The 17253-nt window shown below is 68.3% G+C and carries 14 protein-coding genes; 6 read left to right on the top strand and 8 right to left on the bottom strand.

What is annotated here, in order from left to right; all coding sequences use genetic code 11:
• Nucleotides 1-221 precede the first annotated feature (221 nt).
• Complete coding sequence (locus tag SGFS_RS49090; RefSeq protein WP_286259254.1) at nucleotides 222-2165, top strand: alpha-L-fucosidase; 1944 nt, start codon at nucleotides 222-224, stop codon at nucleotides 2163-2165.
• A gap of 131 nt (nucleotides 2166-2296) precedes the next feature.
• Here the strand turns inward: SGFS_RS49090 and SGFS_RS49085 are convergent, their stop codons facing one another.
• The 3 genes from SGFS_RS49085 to SGFS_RS51950 all read right to left on the bottom strand — a co-directional run bounded on the left by SGFS_RS49085 (nucleotide 2297) and on the right by SGFS_RS51950 (nucleotide 4761).
• Nucleotides 2297-3019 (bottom strand): FadR/GntR family transcriptional regulator, encoded by a 723-nt coding sequence (locus SGFS_RS49085; RefSeq protein WP_286259253.1) that lies wholly within the window; start codon nucleotides 3017-3019, stop codon nucleotides 2297-2299.
• A 256-nt stretch (nucleotides 3020-3275) separates the two neighbouring features.
• Nucleotides 3276-3905, bottom strand: coding sequence for a TetR/AcrR family transcriptional regulator (locus SGFS_RS49075; protein ID WP_286259252.1), 630 nt, complete (start codon nucleotides 3903-3905; stop codon nucleotides 3276-3278).
• A 172-nt stretch (nucleotides 3906-4077) separates the two neighbouring features.
• Nucleotides 4078-4761, bottom strand: coding sequence for a cellulose binding domain-containing protein (locus SGFS_RS51950; protein WP_434028247.1), 684 nt, complete (start codon nucleotides 4759-4761; stop codon nucleotides 4078-4080).
• Here SGFS_RS51950 and SGFS_RS51945 point away from each other — a divergent pair.
• The 3 genes from SGFS_RS51945 to SGFS_RS49060 all read left to right on the top strand — a co-directional run bounded on the left by SGFS_RS51945 (nucleotide 4685) and on the right by SGFS_RS49060 (nucleotide 9360).
• Nucleotides 4685-4864 (top strand): hypothetical protein, encoded by a 180-nt coding sequence (locus tag SGFS_RS51945; RefSeq protein WP_434028254.1) that lies wholly within the window; start codon nucleotides 4685-4687, stop codon nucleotides 4862-4864. The genes SGFS_RS51950 and SGFS_RS51945 overlap by 77 nt on opposite strands.
• A 778-nt stretch (nucleotides 4865-5642) precedes the next feature.
• Nucleotides 5643-7268: a glycoside hydrolase family 43 protein gene (locus SGFS_RS49065; protein ID WP_286259250.1), complete on the top strand. Its 1626-nt coding sequence runs from the start codon at nucleotides 5643-5645 to the stop codon at nucleotides 7266-7268.
• Nucleotides 7269-7323: 55 nt separating this feature from the next.
• Nucleotides 7324-9360, top strand: a complete 2037-nt coding sequence (locus SGFS_RS49060; RefSeq protein ID WP_286259248.1) for a non-reducing end alpha-L-arabinofuranosidase family hydrolase — start codon at nucleotides 7324-7326, stop codon at nucleotides 9358-9360.
• On the opposite strand, the gene SGFS_RS49055 is transcribed toward SGFS_RS49060, so the two are convergent.
• The 5 genes from SGFS_RS49055 to SGFS_RS49035 all read right to left on the bottom strand — a co-directional run bounded on the left by SGFS_RS49055 (nucleotide 9303) and on the right by SGFS_RS49035 (nucleotide 14724).
• On the bottom strand, nucleotides 9303-10589 hold the full coding sequence (locus SGFS_RS49055; RefSeq protein ID WP_350284104.1) for a hypothetical protein: 1287 nt from the start codon (nucleotides 10587-10589) through the stop codon (nucleotides 9303-9305). The two genes, SGFS_RS49060 and SGFS_RS49055, sit on opposite strands and share 58 nt — an antisense overlap.
• Before the next feature lie 676 nt (nucleotides 10590-11265).
• Nucleotides 11266-11883, bottom strand: a complete 618-nt coding sequence (locus tag SGFS_RS49050; protein WP_286259247.1) for a DUF732 domain-containing protein — start codon at nucleotides 11881-11883, stop codon at nucleotides 11266-11268.
• 634 nt (nucleotides 11884-12517) lie between these two features.
• Complete coding sequence (locus tag SGFS_RS49045) at nucleotides 12518-13330, bottom strand: GNAT family N-acetyltransferase (RefSeq protein ID WP_350284065.1); 813 nt, start codon at nucleotides 13328-13330, stop codon at nucleotides 12518-12520.
• 24 nt (nucleotides 13331-13354) lie between these two features.
• Nucleotides 13355-13600: a hypothetical protein gene (locus SGFS_RS49040; RefSeq protein ID WP_286259246.1), complete on the bottom strand. Its 246-nt coding sequence runs from the start codon at nucleotides 13598-13600 to the stop codon at nucleotides 13355-13357.
• A 332-nt stretch (nucleotides 13601-13932) separates the two neighbouring features.
• Nucleotides 13933-14724 carry a hypothetical protein gene (locus SGFS_RS49035; RefSeq protein ID WP_286259245.1) on the bottom strand — a complete coding sequence of 264 codons (792 nt, stop codon included), beginning with the start codon at nucleotides 14722-14724 and terminating at the stop codon, nucleotides 13933-13935.
• A gap of 1231 nt (nucleotides 14725-15955) precedes the next feature.
• On the opposite strand from SGFS_RS49035, the gene SGFS_RS49030 reads away from it, so the two are divergent.
• Nucleotides 15956-16987 (top strand): FAD-dependent monooxygenase, encoded by a 1032-nt coding sequence (locus SGFS_RS49030; protein ID WP_286259243.1) that lies wholly within the window; start codon nucleotides 15956-15958, stop codon nucleotides 16985-16987.
• Nucleotides 16988-17018: 31 nt separating this feature from the next.
• Nucleotides 17019-17228 (top strand): AMP-binding protein, encoded by a 210-nt coding sequence (locus SGFS_RS49025; RefSeq protein ID WP_286259242.1) that lies wholly within the window; start codon nucleotides 17019-17021, stop codon nucleotides 17226-17228.
• Nucleotides 17229-17253 lie beyond the last annotated feature (25 nt).

Below are 17253 nucleotides of genomic sequence, written 5' to 3'. Positions count from 1 at the left end.
CTCCAAACCGTTGACAGGCCGGTGTTACATGCCCGAACTTCATGCGTAACACCTGGCGCCCGAGACCCGTAAGTGCCGCGGCACCTGAGTGTCTTTCCGTACCAAGGAGGTCCTCATGCACTTCGGCGGACATGCACTGTCTCTCTCCCCGCAGTCGGAGAGGATCCGGCTCCTTCGGAACGGTCCTACGGCGCTGAAGCCACAGAAATGGGAGTGAGAGCATGTCGCCAGGAAACCTGTCCCGCCGTACGCTGCTCGGTGCCGCCGGCGCCGCTGCCGCCGCGACCGCGCTGCCCGTCGTCCCCGCCTTCTCGGGCCTGGTGTCCGAGGCGGTGGCCGCCGTCCCTCAGACCAACCTGAACAACCTGGTGAACATGCGGTTCGGTATGTTCAACCACTTCAACATGGGCACGTACACCAACGAGGAGTGGGCCGCCCCGAACCACGATCCCGCCCTGTTCGCCCCCACGGCCGTGGACTGTGCCCAGTGGGCGGCCGCCGCCGCGGCGGCGAAGATGAGCTACGGCGTGCTGACGACCAAGCACCACGACGGCTTCTGCCTCTGGCCGACCGCGTACAACAACTACAACGTCGCCAACAGCTCCTACAAGCAGGACATCGTCGCCCAGTACGTCGACGCGTTCCGCGCCAAGGGCCTCAAGGTGGGCCTGTACTACTCGATCTGGGACCGCACCTACAGCGTGCAGGCGTACGACAGCCGACACGGCGTCGCCGCCGACCAGACGATCCAGCCCGGTGACCTCACCTACATGCTGAACCAGATCACCGAACTGCTCACCGACTACGGCACCATCGACATGTTCATCACCGACGGCTACGCATGGCAGATGGGCCAGCAGGCCGTCTCCTACCAGCGGATACGCGAGCACGTGAAGTCGCTCCAGCCGGACATCGTCATGATCGACCACGGTGGGCTGTCGGTACCGTTCCTCGGCGACGCGATCTATTTCGAGGAGCCGCTGGGCATCACCTCGCCGGCCGGAAACACCTACGCGTCCATGCAGGGGCAGACGATCAGCAACGGATGGTTCTGGCATCCGTCGACGCCGACCGAAGGCCTGATGAGCAAGGCGTCGATCCTGTCCCACCTGACGGACCTGGAACCGAAGTACACCTCGTTCATCCTCAATTGCCCGCCCAACCGCAACGGCAAGCTGGATGCCAACGTCGTCACGCGGCTCGCCGAAGTCGGGGCGGCGTGGAGCCCCAACACCTCCAGGGCGCCGCTGCCGACGCAGATGCCACGCGCCGAGCACCCCGTGACACCCGTCAGTGCCTACGCGACCGGATTCCATACCGGCGAGGGCCCGATGAACGCGATCGACGGGCTGAGCGACAAGGGCTTCGAGACCTGCTGGTCGACATGGGGGCTGTCCTCGTCCCTGCCTCACTCGATCACGATCGACCTGGGTGGGGTGTGGAGCAATGTCTCGACCCTGGAATACCTGCCCAAGCAGTGGAACCGCAACAACTCCACCGACGGCGACATCACTTCGTACACCATCTCCACCAGCACCGACGGCACGGCCTTCACCCAGGTCGCCACCGGTTCCTGGGCCGGCGACCGTGTCACCAAGGTGGCCGAGTGGAGCGCCAGGGATGTTGGTTTCCTACGGATCCAGGCCACGGCCGGCACCGGCGGATATGTCAACGTGGGCGGCGTCCGGATCGGCGGCAGGACCGCCAAGCCGGCCCTGGTGTCGCGTGTCCTGCCGGGCAACGGAACGGTCTATCGCCTGGTCAACCGCAACAGCGGCCAGGTAGCCGACGTGTTCGAGGACCGCTCCACCAACGGCACGAGCATCATCCAGTGGCCCTGGCTGAACCATCCCAACCAGAAGTGGACCTTCGCGTCCACCGGCGACGGCTACTACAAGATCAAGAGCGTCAGCAGCGGCAAACTCATGGAAGTGGCCGAGCTCTCGCGTGCGGACGGCGGCAAGGTGGGCATCTGGTCGGACGACAGCGTTTACCAGCAGCACTGGGCTGTGACGCCCACTGGTGACGGCTACTACCACCTCACCAACCGGCTCAGTGGACTGTCACTCAACGTCGACGGCGCCTCCACGGCCAACGGCGCCGGCATCGAGCAGGAGACGTACAACCGGGCAACCCACCAGCAGTGGCAGATCATCGCCGTGTGACGCATCGGTAGGCCTGCCACTCCGGTCCACCGGCACCGCGTGGTGCCGGCGTCCGGTGAATCCTCTTCGTGGCAGCGGCGGCCGGGGTTCGCGCCACAAGGACGGGGGCCTGGGCCCCGGCGTCCGCCTGCTCACTTCCGCGCTGTCGTCCCGAAGAGCAGGGGTTCGCCCGAGCCCAGGTACTCCCTCAGCCAGTGCTCGGTGTTGCTCACGTGCAGCAGCGCTGCGGCCTGGCTGAGGACGGCGTCACGGGTGGACAGGGCTTTGAAGATCGCCTCGTGCTCTGCGAGGGTGCGGCCTGCGGCCTGGGTGTCGACCAGACCGCGCCAGATGCGGGCGCGCAGGGTGCGGCCGGAGATTCCTTCGAGGAGGCTCAGGAGGGTTTCGTTGCCCGTGGCCGAGATGACGGCGCGGTGGAAGGCGGCGTCGTGGGCGTTGAGCCGTTCGACGTCGTCACGGGCGTCGCGCATGGCATCCAAGTGCCGCTTCACTTCGGCCAGCTGAGCGTCGGAGATCCGAGTGGCGGCAAGGGCCGTCGCGGCGGGTTCGAGAAGCCGCCGTGCCTCCATGAGGTCCTGCAGGGCGGCCGAGTCGCCCTGCATCAGCTCCACCGCCCCGCCGAGCCCTTCCAGGAGCACGCTCGGCTGCAGGCTGGTCACATATGTGCCGTCACCCCGCCGGACCTCCAGGACCCGCGCCACTGCCAACGCCTTGACCGCTTCGCGGGCGAGGTTGCGGGACAGGCCCAGCTGGGCGGCGAGGTCCGGCTCCGGAGGGAGCTTCGAGCCCGGGGGGAGGGCACCGGTCCGGATCAGCTCACGGATCTGTTCGATGGCCTTGTCCGTCAGAGACAACGCGAACTCCTTCCGTGACCGCTTCAGCGGGCACGTCCGACCTGATCAGGTTCTGAGCGCGAAGATCGTCCCAGAGACCTTCGGGGATGTGCCGACGATGGAGTTCTACGTTCCTTGCCATCTGCTCGGGATTCCGCATACCCAGGGTGACGTCGATGATAGTCGGATGGCTGTACGGAAAGGCTATGGCTGCGGCCGAGGCGTAGTGCCGTGCGCGGCGCGGACCTCGGCGACCGTTGCGTCGGACGGCCTCGCGTCAGCTCGTCCTGGCGGGAATCGCGGTGGGGTCCAGCCGGCCGTCGGCGAGCGCCAGCACCGCGGAGACGAGGGCTCGCAGGCAGATCTGCTCGGCCTCTTCGTCGGGCAGCGACAGGTGCTGCATCACGAGGCCGTCGAAGCCGGCGAGGAAGTAACGGGCAATGGTCTCCGCGGGCTGGGCGAGCGTCTGCCCCGTTCGCTCGGCCGCCTCGGCCACGACCCTCGCCGCCACTTCGGTCACGTCGCGGTAGTGACTTTGCCGTGCCTCGGCAAGAGTGGGTGTGCGCAATGCGAACATCATCAGTTCCGTCAGCAACTGGTGGCTCGCCGGCTGCTCGTGCACGGTGTGCCACAGGGCGGCTGCCAGAGTGCCGATGGTCTCCTCGAATCCGCCCTTCTCGGGCGTGGCCTGCTCGACCTGTGAGATCAGCTCTGCGGTGAGCTTCTCCATGACGGCGCGGTACAGGCCCTCCTTGGTGCCGAAGATGTAGTGCACGGTGGCCTGTGCCACGCCGAGCTCGGCCGCGATGGCCCGGGTGCTTCCGGCCGCGACGCCCTCCCTGGTCATGAGGTCAATGGCCGCTTTGATCAGCTGGGGGCGGCGCTCAGCCGCGGAAACGTGAGCCATGAAGCAACTATATCGACTTAGTCTACCGATTAAGTTGAGCGACCACATGGTCGTCCGGCTGCGCGGGCTGGACCGCGGCGACCTGGTCCGGCGTCCGCGTGGATGGCACTGGTGATCAGTGAGCTGGCCACCGGCGCACTCCGCTATGGCGCCGCCCCGATCAGGCTGCGGCTCACCCGCCCCATGCCCCGCGCCAAGGTGATCTGGATCGAGCAATCCCTCCGCGTGTGCCGCTGGACCGGACGTGGACATGACCCAGCGCCCTGCTGGACCAAGGGGGTGACGCGGAGTGGTGGCTACCCTGTTCGCGGTCGCGACGCGCGGACCGGTGCCGCACGCCGCCGTCGGCCAAGCGGATGACGGCGTCTCCGTCTCTGACGGCTGCGTCTCTGACGTCTCCAACCGGCGTGTGCCGCCGCCCGGCGGCGTTCGTGAGCAGGAGGTGGCTCCTGCCCGCGGTGTGCCGTCCGGAGCGCGCTCGGGATCCCGTGGTGTGGAAACCGATCCCCACTCGGCGGGCGAAGGTGAGGTCATCCTCTCGACGCCCACGGACTGCGCTTGCGCGCGTGGCCGCCCCCTGGTCACCTCGGTGAACTCCCCTCAACGGCGCAGGCCGTGCCGTTGAGGGTGTACGAGCTCGGCGGGGCGTATCGCCGGTGTGGGCGGCCTGGAAGCCGATGTCGACGGACGCGCCTGGAGCGATGGTGGCGTTGTGGGAGACGTTCCTGGCCGTCACCCGGCCGGACGTGGCCGAGTAGTCGGCGTTCCAGGCGGAGGTGATGGTCTGGCCGCCGGGCAGGGTGAAGAGCAGGGACCAGCCGTCGATCGCGGTGGGGCCGGTGTTGGCGAGGGTGATGTTCGCGGTCAGCCCGGTGTTCCACCCGCTGGCGGTGTGGGTGACCCGGCAGGCCGAAGTCCCCGGTGACGGGGAGCAGAACCGCAACCACGGCGGGCCATAAGAGGGATCTTGTCCTGGTCATCATGCAGCTCCCCTTTTTGGAACATTGCCATGCGCGGACAGAGTCCAAGTGCGCGACGCGCAAGCTCATGAGGACGTGCTCCGGGACCGTGCCATCGGCGTGCGGTCGCGGTGAGGTACAGGTCCCCGTCAGGGCGCGTTCGTGGTACCGAACGCGCTTCGGATCGCCAGACAGTCCCGGACTATAGAGGGGCAGCCGTGCATGTCAACACCTTTCGACTCGTTGAAAGTGGGACTACGACCCTCCGAGAAGGCGAAACGCCCCGTCGAGCGACCCGGTCGCGCCGGTCACGGTTCGAGCGGGGAAGAGACGGCGCCAACTGCGGCCACCGGCGTGACCTGCATCGACCCGGCCCTGCGGAAGGGTCACAGCAAACGGGACCACGGCGGTCGGCCGCCGTGAACGTTTGAGCCAGGCGCGTACCCCTTGAGGCGCGATCGGCGTCCGACCGATCGGAGCGCCCCGGCAGAGCGAAACATTTCGATGTGAAGAGCGAATCATGCGAGAGGTATTGACGGGGTTCACCGGCCTTCTATCATCCTGAATGCTCGATGTGTCGATTGGTGTCCGAGATCGCGAACCAGGGTCGAGAGACCCGGCCGCTGCGCACCGCGAGAAGAAGCAGGCCCCCGCGCGATGCACGTCGACACAGCGCCCAACTCCTCAGCCGTGAGGCTCACGGCGGTCACACGCGCCAACCGCAACGGCTCGGCCGCACAAGGAGAACGACATGGATATGTCATGCCCTCATCAGCACATGGGCCGTCGACGAGCGCTGGCCGCAGCCACCGGTCTGGTGACGAGCGCGTCCCTCCCCCTGGCGGGAGCGTCCCGGAGCGCCGCGGCCTCCGACTTCGCCCGAGGGCCGGCCCTCGCGGCCGCCGCGGAGTACACCAACCCGGTCATCTGGCAGGACTTCGCGGACATCGACGTGATCCGAGTCGGCGGCACCTACTACGCCTCGGCCTCAACGATGCACTACTCACCGGGCGCCCCCGTCCTGCGCTCGTACGACCTGGTGAACTGGGAGATCGCCGGCCATGCCGTGCCGAGCCTCGACTTCGGCGCCAAGTACGACCTGAACGGTGGCCGTGGCTACGTCCGGGGCATCTGGGCGTCGTCGCTCGCCCACCGCCCGAGCAACGGGACCTTCTACTGGCTCGGCCAGATCGACTTCGCCAGGACGTACATCTACACCGCCACCGCCGTCGAGGGACCGTGGAGCAGACTCAGCACGATCAGCACGCCGTACTACGACGCCGGGCTGCTCGTCGACAGCGACGACACCCTGTACGTGGCGTACGGAAACACCACCATCAGCGTGGCCCAGCTCTCGCGCGACGGCCGCACCCAGGTCCGTACGCAGCAGGTGTTCAGCACCCCGTCGAGTGTCGGCACCCTGGAGGGCTCCCGTTTCTACAAGATCAACGGGCAGTACTACATCTTCCTGACCCGCCCGGCCAACGGCCAGTACATCCTGAAGTCGTCCAGCGGCCCCTTCGGTCCGTACACGCTGCGACAGGTCCTGCTCGACCTGCGCGGGCCGATCCCCGGCGGCGGCGTCCCGCACCAGGGCGGGCTGGTGCAGACGCAGAGCGGCGCCTGGTACTACCTGGCCTTCGTGGACGCGTACCCCGGCGGCCGGGTGCCCGCCCTGGCACCGGTCACCTGGACCTCGGACGGCTGGCCCGTCGTGCAGCTCGTGAACGGCGCGTGGGGCACCTCGTATCCCAGCCCGGCCGTGCCCACTCCACCCCGCCAGGTCACCCCCATGGTCGGTGTCGACACCTTCGACGGCACGACCCTGAAGCCGCGGTGGGAGTGGAACCACAACCCGGACAACACCAAGTGGTCGGTCGGCAACGGACTGACCCTGCGGACCGCGACCGTCACCAACGACCTGTACTGGGCCCGTAACACGCTCACCCACCGCATCCAGGGTCCCAGCTCCACTGCCACGGTCGAGCTCGACTTCTCGGCGATGCGCGACGGCGACCGGGCCGGGCTCGCGCTGCTGCGTGACTCCTCCGCCTGGGTCGGTGTCAAACGCGACGGTGGCGTGACGCGGCTGGTGATGGTCAACGGGCTGACCATGGACGGCAACTGGAACACCACCGGCACCGGCACCGAGGTCGCGAGCGCGACCGTGACCGGCAGCCGCGTCCGGCTTCGCGCGACCGCGGACATCCGACCCGGCGCGGCACGCCCCGGAACCTTCTCCTACAGCACCGACGGCACCAACTTCGTCCGCCTCGGCCCCTCCTTCTCCATGGGCAACGACTGGCGGTTCTTCATGGGCTACCGATTCGCCCTCTTCAACCACGCCACCCAGGCACTCGGCGGCGCGGTCCGCGTCCCGCGGTTCGAGCTGTCCACGCCCTGACCCCATCCCACCGACCGCACCAACCCAACCCCCCTCCAACAGTACGAGGAGAACCATGAACCCGCAGAAACGGCTCGGCCGTCGCCGGGCCTCGGTGTTATCCCTGCTGGCATTGGCCGCCCTGGTGACGCCAGGGGCCGCCACCGCCGCGACCGACGCCGTCCGGGCCTCCACACTCGGTGCCCAAGCCGCCCAGTCCGGACGGTACTTCGGGGCCGCGGTGGCCGCCGGAAAGCTCGGCGACGGCACGTACACCGGCATCCTGGACCGGGAGTTCAACTCGGTCACACCCGAGAACGAGATGAAGTGGGACGCCACCGAGCGGTCCCGCAACTCGTTCACGTTCGGCTCCGCCGACCAGATCGTGAACCGCGCGACGGCCCGCGGTCAGCGCGTGCGCGGCCACACGCTGGTGTGGCACTCCCAACTGCCCAGCTGGGTCAGCTCCATCACGGACGCGAACACGTTGCGCAGCGTGATGAACAACCACATCACCACGGTGGCGAGCCGCTACAAGGGCCGGATCCACTCCTGGGACGTGGTGAACGAGGCCTTCGCCGACGGCAGCAGCAGCCAGCACCGCCCCTCGGTGTTCCAGAACCTGCTGGGCAACGGCTTCATCGAGCAGGCCTTCCGCACCGCGCGGTCGGCCGACCCGGCGGCCAAGCTCTGCTACAACGACTACAACATCGAGGACTGGAACGCCGCGAAGACCCAGGGCGTCTACCGCATGGTGCGCGACTTCAAGGCGCGCGGCGTGCCCATCGACTGCGTCGGCCTCCAGGCCCACTTCGGTGCCGGCGGCCCACCCTCCAGTTTCCAGACGACGCTGTCGAGCTTCGCCGCCCTCGGCGTGGACGTACAGATCACCGAGCTGGACATCGCGCAGGCACCGACGAGCGCGTACGCCAACACGGTCAGGGCCTGTATGAACGTGGCGCGCTGCACCGGCATCACCGTCTGGGGCATCCGCGACAGCGACTCCTGGCGCAGCGGGGAGAACCCCCTGTTGTTCGACCGCAACGGGAACAAGAAAGCGGCCTACCGGTCAACGCTCACCACGATGGGCGGCACAGCCGCGACACGGCGGGCTGACGCCCAGCCGGCCGGCTCCCGTTCGCCCGGGTCCGCCGCCGCGCTGCCCTCCCGCTTCTCCTGGAGCTCCAGCGGGTCGCTGATCTCACCGAAGTCGGACGCCACCCACAACATCGCCGGGATCAAGGACCCGACGGTCGTCCAGTACAACGGCAAGTACCACGTGTTCGCCAGTACCGCGAACGCCTCCGGATACAACCTGGTGTACCTGAACTTCAGCGACTGGTCCCAGGCCGGCTCGGCCACGCACCACTACCTGGACCGCAGCGCCATCGGGGCCGGATACCGGGCCGCGCCGGAGGTCTTCTACTACGCGCCGCAACGCCTGTGGTACCTCGTGTACCAGACGGGCAACGCGTCGTACTCCACCAACCCCGATATCAGCAATCCGAACGGGTGGAGCGCACCGCGCAACTTCTACTCGTCGATGCCCGACATCATCAGGCAGAACATCGGCAACGGCTACTGGGTCGACATGTGGGTGATCTGCGACAGCGCCAACTGCTACCTGTTCTCCTCCGACGACAACGGGCACCTGTACCGCTCCCAGACGACCGTCGGCCAGTTCCCGAACGGCTTCACCAACACCGTCATCGTGGCCCAGGACTCCAACAAGTACGCCCTGTGGGAAGCGAGCAACGTCTACAAGGTGCAGGGCTCCAACCAGTACCTGCTCCTGGTCGAGGCGATCGGCTCCGACGGCAGGCGCTGGTTCCGCTCCTGGACCGCCAGCAGTCTCACCGGCTCCTGGACACCCCTGGCCGCATCCGAGAGCAACCCGTTCGCCAGGGCGAACAACACCACCTTCCCCGCCGGAGCCTGGACCCGGGACATCAGCCACGGCGAGATGATCCGCGCCGGCTACGACCAGACACTGACCATCCCCGCCTGCCGACTCCAGTACCTCTATCAGGGCATGAACCCCAACGCGAGCGGCGACTACAACAGCCTCCCGTGGCGGCTCGGCCTCCTCACCCAGACCAACTCGACCTGCTGACCGGCGCAGGCGGCCCGGCACGTCGGGATCAACCTGCGGACCGTCAAGCGATGGCGTAACGGTCGCGACGTGTACGGCAGATCCAAGGCGGCGCCACCGATCGACGCGGTGGCGCCGCCCTCCGGTGAGAGAACGCCGCAAGACGCCGTGGCGGCGCACGTTGCAGTCAGCCGCCGCTGGAGGCGCTCCATTTCTGGGTTCGGGTTACCGGTGCAGTTCCACAGTTGCACCGGCGATCCGTTGGTCGTTCCCATGCCCGTGACGTCGAGGCACAGGCCGGACAGGTCGTTGGTGACGCTGCCGTCCGCCAGCACCTCGCCGCCGTCGGGGTTCTTGTAGGCCTGGGCCCAGATGCCACCGCCGTCGGTGTAGCCGATGCGGGTCGCGCCGGGTACGACGAACTTGGAAAACTGGCCGAGCTGGTAGTAGTTGTCCGTGTATGTCGCCTTGCCGGTCGCCTGGTCGACGGTGACCAGCCCGGTGCAGTTGGTGCAGCCGACGCCCATCTTGGGCCCGCCGCTCGTGTCCAGGGCGAGGTTCCACAGCAGCGCGCCGTTGGCCCAGTTGAAGGTGGACTCCAGAGCGAGCTGGGCGGCGTTCATCGGGGCGATGCCGGGGCCGGTGGAGCACTCGCTCTCGTAGATCCGCTTGTCCGGGGCGGTGTTGTGGATGGTGGTCATCTTGCCCAGGTCGTCCCTGTAGCAGTGCCACGCGGTGCCGTACATCGCGTCGCGTGCCGCCTGGTTGTTCAGCAACGTGTCGGCGTAGTTGAGATCCACGTGGTCGGCGTCGCCGCCGAGGATCTTCGTGTCCCCCAGCATCGCCGAGTAGGAGGGCGGTGAGATGGTGGGCTCGTTCTGCGGCGTGACACCCCAGACCTTGACGCCCTTCGCCTTGTACTCCTGGAGGAACTTCACGTAGTACTGCGCCAGTGGGCCGTACATGTCGGAGCGCAGGGTGCCGTTGTTGGTACCCAGCATGGTGTTGGTCGTCTTCATCCAGGCCGGTGGGCTCCAGTTGTTGGCGAAGAGCTTCATCGCCGGGTTGAGCGCCTGGGCCTGCTTGATGACCGGGATGACGTACGCGTCGTCGTGCGCGGTGGAGAAGTTCGCCAGGGTCGGGTCGGGCTGGCCGTTGTTGTCGTCGTACGAGTACGTACCGGGGTTGCCGGGCGGTGTGACGGTGTAGTCGGACGAGCCCATCGGCACCCGCATCAGCGACAGGCCGATGCCCGAGCCCCTGCTGAAGGGTCTTCGTGTTGTCCAGCTTCAGGTTCACGGCCCCCGAGGAGACCGGCCCGAGAGTGATGCTCGGCTGCGGAGTCAGTGCCTGGCTCAGGTCCGCGGTCGTCAGGGTCACCCCGATCACCGTGTCCGCGGCGACCGCAGGCGTCGCCAGTACCGCCAGGCCGCCCACTGCGACCACTGTCAACGTGGTGACCTGCGCACCGGCTCTACGAAATCGACGTCTGAGAAGCATGGAAGCAGTCCCTCTTCCTGCCCTGGCCCTTCACCGTCCCGCGTCAAATACCACTGCGTTTGTAAGGGCGGTTGATTAATTGGCCCACACTGTTGGGACCGAGAGAGGCCGACGTCAAGCCCCGTGACGTGTGCGACCAGTGCGCCAAAGCCACCCCGGCTCCCGCCGGAAGCCGCCCCGTCACCGCTGATCACAAGGGCCCCACACCCCCTGCCACCTGGGTCGTTCCGGTAATGCGGGATCCCCCCAGCTCGTGCCGACGCAACGATCCCTGGCCTCGAAAGACTTTCGTAATACCTGGGGAGCCGGGCCGTCGACCGTCCCGCCGGTCGCAGAAGCAGGTTGAAGTCGACGCTGCCCCGAACCCCGTCATGCCACGCACCGATCATGAGCGCGCTACGAGTACCCGTGCATACGGCCGGTCGTCTAATCCGTCCCAGCGATACCAGGGCCGGGCTGGTATCCGCATCTGAAGAACACGAACTCCCCCGGCTGTACGCGTACGTCGGTGCGCTCCCAGCGGTAGACACCGCTCTGCTCGCCTTCGTAGGTGAAGGTGTCCCCCGCCTCAATGGTGACGACCGGATCAGCCGTCACGTCTCCGAAGGTCCCCCACGCACCCTCGTCCGGATATCCGTCGGCGAACCAGCGCTGCTGCAGCTGAGCGCGAACGGTGTAGGACGAGGTGTTACGGACCTCCACGCTGTACGAGGCCGTGTGAATCAAGTCGTCACCCGCCTGCTCCCCGATCGAGGCCGTCACCTCCAGGGCGCGAGCCGTCGGGCAGTCCTCCCTCTGCTTGGTCGCCACCGGCTTGCTGTAGACATCGTCGGTCACCGCAGCCATCCGGTCCGGGCAGTAGAACGTGACCGCCTCCACGATGAACCCGGCCTGGTCGACCGGGTCGGTCAGGGGCAGCCCCGCCACGTCGGGCACGTCGTTCATGTCCGTTCCGCCGGTGAGCGCCTCGCAGACGGTTCTCGCGTCCTCAACGACAGCCGTGCGGAAGTCCGCGATGTCACTCCCTCCGGGCGCGGACGACATGACGCCGTAGGACACGGAGCCGCTCGGCCACGTGGAGAACTGCGCGACGTCACCGACGAACGCCGTGTCGCGGGCCGAGGCGGAACTGAACTGTGGAACCGCGACATACGGCGGCCCGTCGCTCGGGGAGGAAGCACTCCTCGACTCGTGTGTCCTCAGCGGAGTGGGTACCGATTGCGGCCGGGCGTCGTCTGTGTGCCGGGTGACAACCGCAGTGGCGCCGACGACGAGCGTGAGAACAACCGCCCCGGCGCCGGCAACCCACCACCGACGGGCCTTGGAACGGGCCGTGACCATGGACTTGGTCGCGCTCGGGACGCGGCGGGATGGCTCTGTCTCATCCGGTCTCGGCCGCGTGTCGGACATGATCGGCATTCCCCCTGACACCCTCACGACCGCAGCGGCCGAAGGCGATCATCCTAACGACGATGTGCGCAGCTTGAGGTTGCGAACAGCTCGGCCAGGGCCGCGTGGGTGAGGTCTCCGGCCGCAGCGCGCGCGAGAGTGACCAGGGACCCGGGCCATGAAGACCAGCCCGTGCCGACGGCCCGCACCTGCGGCCTGCGGGAAGGGGCTTGGGGCTTGGGGCTTGGCCCTTTCGTCACCCGATGCCGCACATTTCGCCGGTGCCCGCTCAGGCCTCGGGGTCGCGCAGGCCGACACAGTCAAAGGCCCAGAAGACCTCTGAGTAGACGAAGGAGCCCGTCATCCACGGCTCGTAGGCGGACAACCGGGCGACCTGGAACGCGGCTTCTGGAATACGCAGCGACGGCGATCGGAAGCCCATCGCGCCGGCACCCTCGAAGCCGCGCGTGCCGTAGTAGCGGGGCGACCCCTCCAGGAACACCAACGGCACATTCTGGCTGTCGGCCGCCGCGAGGGCGGACGCGATGAGCTGAGTACCGATGCCCTGACGCTGGAACTCCGGGAGCACGCCCAGCGGTGACAGGGACAGGACGTCGACGATCCGGCGCGGAGCGTCCAACCGCGTCGCGCTCAGCAGGACATGCCCGACGACCCGGTCGTCAACGGTGGCGACGAAGGAGATCGGCGCCAACGCAGCCTCCGCAACGCGAAGTGCCTCCACGAGCCCGGGAACCCGCTCGCCGTCACCGAAGGCGCGCGTGTGAACCTCGCGTACCTCTCGGTGGTCGTCAGCGGTCTCCTGCCGGATCACCAGCCCGGCACCACCTGCAGCGATCCGGGAGCCTTCAGGCGCAACGTGTGACGTCATGGCCGCGAGGGTAGATCGCGGGGCGGCTCGTGCGCGAGGCAATTGCGTACGTGCCTGGCCCTGGCCGAGTACGGTCGCGTTGTAACGGTTCGTGCCCGCGTCCTCGATCCAGCCGCGCAGCAGCAAGTCATCGCCGACTTCGTCGGTCCGTCCGAAGATCACGGTCCCACTCACCAGTGGCCTTGGGTCGCGTTCGCCGACGGCCGACAGCACCCGCCGCAACCGGGCAGTTCGACCTCAAGGTTTCGCCAGTTCGGCGCGGATCTGGGGAAGCACCTTGGTGCCGAGGAGTTCGATGCCGTGCAGGAAGTCGCGCTGTGGCATGCCGCCGACGTCCATCTGCAGGATCTGGCGGGTGTGGCCGAGCAGTCCGTGCAGGTGGAGGATGCGGTCGGCGATCTCGTCGGGGCTGCCGACGAAGACCATGCCGCCGGGTTCGAGGGCCGCGGCGCGGTCGGCGCGTGACGGGGCGGGGCGGCCCACCTCGGCGCTGCAAGGGGATCTCCTGAAGGTCGCCCGCCCATAGAACCGGCGGCCTCGGGCCCCGTGGGGAGGGGCCCGCCGGTACCGCCGACGCCGATCGCCTTCTGCCGGCGGCAGCCACCTCAACGCCGGGACCATGGTGTGCCGGCCGGCACGACGACACCTCCCGTCCGGCGGCGCGCCGCGGCGGCCCTGCCGACGCGCGGCCCGGGCCGGCGCGCCCCGATCCCCGGGGCGTTCGCGCCGCGCATTGCGCCCTGCCCTCGCCCTCCTCCTCGAACCAGGGGCACGAGCGAAAGCGCCCGCAGCAGGGAGGACAGCCGAACGAGAACTCAGTCGTCGTTCCTGGTGTTCTCGCTCGGCAGGAACGTCTTGCGTGCCCAGAGGCTCAGCAGCACCGTCCCACCGACCAACAGCGGCACCGGGTCATGGGCAGGAGGAGCCAACACATATCCCAGCGCCGTGACCGTGCAGACCGTCAGGGGAATGAACGCCGCCGCACTCTCTATCCCCCATCGCAACGTCGGCTGAGCAGTGCCCAGGACACTCGCCCCGCCGGGCAGCCAAGGGCCGACAGCGATCACCAGCAGGCCCGCGGTATTGCAGGTGTCGACCAGCTGGCTGGACATCGCCTCGGGGCTGTGCGGGCCGACCGTCCACAGTCGCAGGGTGTCGCCGATCAGCATGAGGGACAGCCCGACGATCCCAACCCACAAGGTGACTCTCTGGTCGCTCCGTACGAGACGGCGCAGGGCGAACAGAAAACTGAGGAACACGACCTCCGCGGTCCAGAGGACACCGACCATCCCCGTCCCCAGCCGCCAGCCGTCACCGGCCCCCCGCAGCAGTACCCAACCCGTCATGAACACGGCCCCGGCTGTGACGACCCCGTCAAGCACACGCCGCAGCAGCACATGCCGGCCTTTGCCGGCGTCGGCCGCGACCACCAGACCGGCCATCCCCAGGCCAACCGCCAGCGTCACCCCTGTGACCACCACCGAACCGAGCAGCGATCGCTCGTCCCGTCCCGAACCCGGAGGGTGAGCCGACAGCACGTTGACCGCCCCCCGGTACACGCCACCGGCCACCGCCGAACCACCCAACAGCAGCAGACGCGTCCGCACCCGTCCACTCGCCCCCCACGCACGGAGCACCAGGGAGGCCGCCAACCCCCAGCAACCGGTGGATGGCCCGGAAGCCACCATCCGCGCCGCCACGCTCCCGGCCACCCCCGGCCCGCTGAAAGCCAGCGCTGTTCCCACAAGGCAGGCCACGCCCACCGCGCCCCAGGCCCATGCCCCGTTCCGATGGCATCGGCCCGCCCGGGCCCTGAGCACGTCCGGCGACTTCCCCAACCCCGACATCAGGTGCGCCTTTCCGCCGGTCCCCCGCCCGCAGGGCCTTTCCTGCAGCCTCCGGATCCATGCAGAGACCGTAGAAGACTCGCCACCTGCCCCGAACTGAACAATCGGCTCATTCACCCGTACTGCGTAAGGGAGGAGAGATCACGGGCCCTCGGCTGTGCACGGCCATCACCAACAGCCTCGCCACCACCTGCACCATACCGAACCGACAGGCGACGTCCGGATGTTCCTGTCCGACCTGCTGTGTGCTCCGCCGCGAGCACCGGACGTCAGGCAGTATGCCCTCCTGATGGCGAAGGACGGCGAGCAGTGGCGAACGGCATCGGACACCAGGGGGGGTCCGCAGGGACGAGCCGACTGTGCAGTCCCGGACCCCGCCGCACCGGTCGACTCCGCCGTCGAACCGAGTTGGTGAGGCTGTACGGGGCTCCCTCCAGGGGGCCGGCTATCAGGGACTGGGCGCGCAGACCGGAGGGCGTGTGGTGACGCCACCGCATCGCGAGTTCAAGAAGAACGCCCCCAGCCTGGTACGAGGAGATGCATGAACGCCAGCGTGAGGCGCACTGCTCACGCCGCATCCGGGTCGACAACGGCATCGCACACTTGAAGAACTGGCGGGCCCTCGCACGGCACCACGGCCGCGAGCACATGACCGACACCGTCCAAGCCATCGCTGGACCGGTCTCACACCAGCAGACCCGCCACCATCCCCAGCGATCCGCACATATGAACCCCGAGGGCAGACCGCGATCCTCGACGTGCCACAGGGCAACGCCGATCGCGGCTACCTCGGACCAGCCGGTGGCAGCCGACGCCGAGGTGGATCCGGGCCGGGCGCCCTTGCTTACGGCAGCAGGGCTGTCGAAGTGGATCTCCGACGACGAGGCACTGCTCTACTACTTCATCAACCCCGACGGCCGGGGATCGTTCGCCGGTCGTCCTGTGCGCGATGGGCCCCGACGGGTGGGGACGCGACTCGACCGAATGGGCCGTGCACACCGCTTTCCGCACCGACGACCCGGCACGCCACGACGAGGCCGCGATCCGCGGACGCTTCCGCCGCATGCTCGGCATCCCCGATCTGGAGATCGAGGTGCACGCCGTCAGCCACTGGGAGTTCGAAGGCGTGGTGGCCCGGCGCCAGCGGAAGGGTCCCGTCTTCCAGGCGGGCAACGCGGCCCACCGCCACCCGCCGACCGGCGGGCTCGGCCTGAACACCGCGGTCCAGGACGTGCACAACCTCGTCTGGAAACTCGACGCCGTCCTGTCCGGCCAGGCCTCCGACGTTCTGCTCGACACCTATGAGACCGAACGCCGCCCGGTGGGCGAGTTCAACGTCCGGCACTGTCTCACCAACGCCGGCGGGCATGCCCGTATCGCCACCGCGCTCGGCCTGCGGGCCGACCAGTCCGAGGAGGAGGGCTGGGCCGCCGTCACCGAGTGGCTGGCGGAGACCCCGGAAGGAGAGGCCAAGCGGGCGGCGGTCGCCGAGGCGGTCGCGAGCAACGCCGACGACTACAGCCAACTCGGCGTGGAGCTCGGCTACCACTACGAATCGGGCGCGCTGATTCCCGACGGCACATCCGCACCGGAGCGAAAGCATCCGTTGCGCGATCATGTGCCCACCACCCGCCCCGGTCACTCCCTCCCCCACGCCTGGCTCAGCCACGGCGGATCCCGGGAGTCCGTGCACCGGCTGATCGCCCCGCGCGGCCTCACCCTGCTCGTCGACGCCGAACACGCACCGCGCTGGGAGTCGGCTGCGCAGGCAGTGGCCGAGACCGGTGCGACCGGTGCGACCGGTGCGACCGTCCATGTGCGCGCCATCGGCTCAGGCGCCGAATGGACCGATCCCACCGGCGAGTGGACCGCCCTCCGCGAGGTCGGCGGCGACGGGGCACCGCTCGTCCGCCCCGACCGGCACATCGCCTGGCGGGCGCCGTCCTGGACGGACGACCGCCCCGCCGAACTCGGCCGGGCCGTGCACTCGGTTCTCGGCCTCCAGCCGGCCCACCCGAACTGACGTCCACGGCACCAGCCTTGTGAGGAGCGACATGTTCAGCGACGAACTGTCCCAGCGGATCGCCCGGGTCAGAAGCGCCTCGATCGGAGACCTGCTGCGCCGATCGGCTGCCCGCGTGCCGGACAGGACCGCGATCGTCCACCACGAACTCCGGCAGAGCTACGCCGAGTTGGACGACACCGTCAACCGCACCGCAAACGGCCTGGCCGCCCGCGGTGTCGGCCGGGGCGCGACCGCATAGCCCTGTTCAGCCACAACAACCACGC

Source organism: Streptomyces graminofaciens, assembly GCF_030294945.1.
In the GTDB taxonomy this organism is placed as follows: domain Bacteria; phylum Actinomycetota; class Actinomycetes; order Streptomycetales; family Streptomycetaceae; genus Streptomyces; species Streptomyces graminofaciens.
Note: the sequence above shows the minus strand (reverse complement) of the source record. Positions and strands in the feature narration are given on the sequence as shown.